The sequence below is a fragment of the Pseudomonas sp. HMSC066A08 genome (assembly GCF_001813025.1).
Lineage (GTDB): Bacteria > Pseudomonadota > Gammaproteobacteria > Pseudomonadales > Pseudomonadaceae > Pseudomonas > Pseudomonas aeruginosa.
In genome coordinates, this window is sequence record NZ_KV811259.1 from 1 (window position 1) to 804 (window position 804).

Annotated in this window: 2 protein-coding genes; both read left to right on the forward strand. The window is 63.2% G+C overall.

Annotation, left to right across the window (positions count from 1 at the left end; genetic code table 11):
- On the forward strand, nucleotides 1-563 hold a 563-nt coding region (gene fliP, locus HMPREF2886_RS03750; RefSeq protein ID WP_070746814.1), incomplete at its 5' end, for a flagellar type III secretion system pore protein FliP.
- A 44-nt stretch (nucleotides 564-607) separates the two neighbouring features.
- Nucleotides 608-804 (forward strand): flagellar biosynthetic protein FliQ (locus HMPREF2886_RS03755; RefSeq protein WP_033994299.1); only part of this gene is annotated, 197 nt, incomplete at its 3' end.

The following is an 804-nucleotide window of genomic DNA, read 5'->3' on the forward strand; positions in this document are numbered from 1 at the left end:
TGATGACCAGCTTCACCCGGATCATCATCGTCTTCTCCATCCTGCGCCAGGCTCTGGGCCTGCAATCGACGCCGTCGAACCAGGTGCTGGTGGGGCTGGCGCTGTTCCTGACCATGTTCGTCATGGCCCCGGTGTTCGACAAGATCAACAGCCAGGCCCTGCAGCCCTACCTGAACGAGCAGATTCCCGCCCAGGAAGCCCTGCAAAAGGCCGAGGTACCGCTGAAGGCGTTCATGCTGGCGCAGACTCGCACCTCCGACCTGGAGCTGTTCGTGCGCCTGTCCAAGCGCACCGACATCGGCAGCCCGGAGGCGACGCCGCTGACCATCCTGGTCCCGGCCTTCGTCACGTCCGAGCTGAAGACCGCGTTCCAGATCGACTTCATGATCTTCATCCCGTTCCTGATCATCGACCTGGTGGTGTCCAGCGTGCTGATGGCGATGGGCATGATGATGCTGTCGCCGCTGATCATTTCCCTGCCGTTCAAGATCATGCTGTTCGTCCTGGTGGATGGCTGGGCGCTGATCATCGGGACGCTGGCGGGCAGTTTCGGCACCGTCTAGCGGTGACGCCGGCTTGACGCGCCACTGGCGCGCTGGAGAGAGACATGACCCCTGAGGTGGCACTCGACCTGTTCCGCGAGGCGTTGTGGCTGACGGCGATGATCGTCGGCGTGCTGGTGGTTCCGAGCCTGCTGGTCGGTCTCGTGGTGGCGATGTTCCAGGCCGCCACCCAGATCAACGAACAGACCCTGAGCTTCCTGCCGCGCCTGATGGTGATCCTGCTCACCCTGATCGTGCTGGG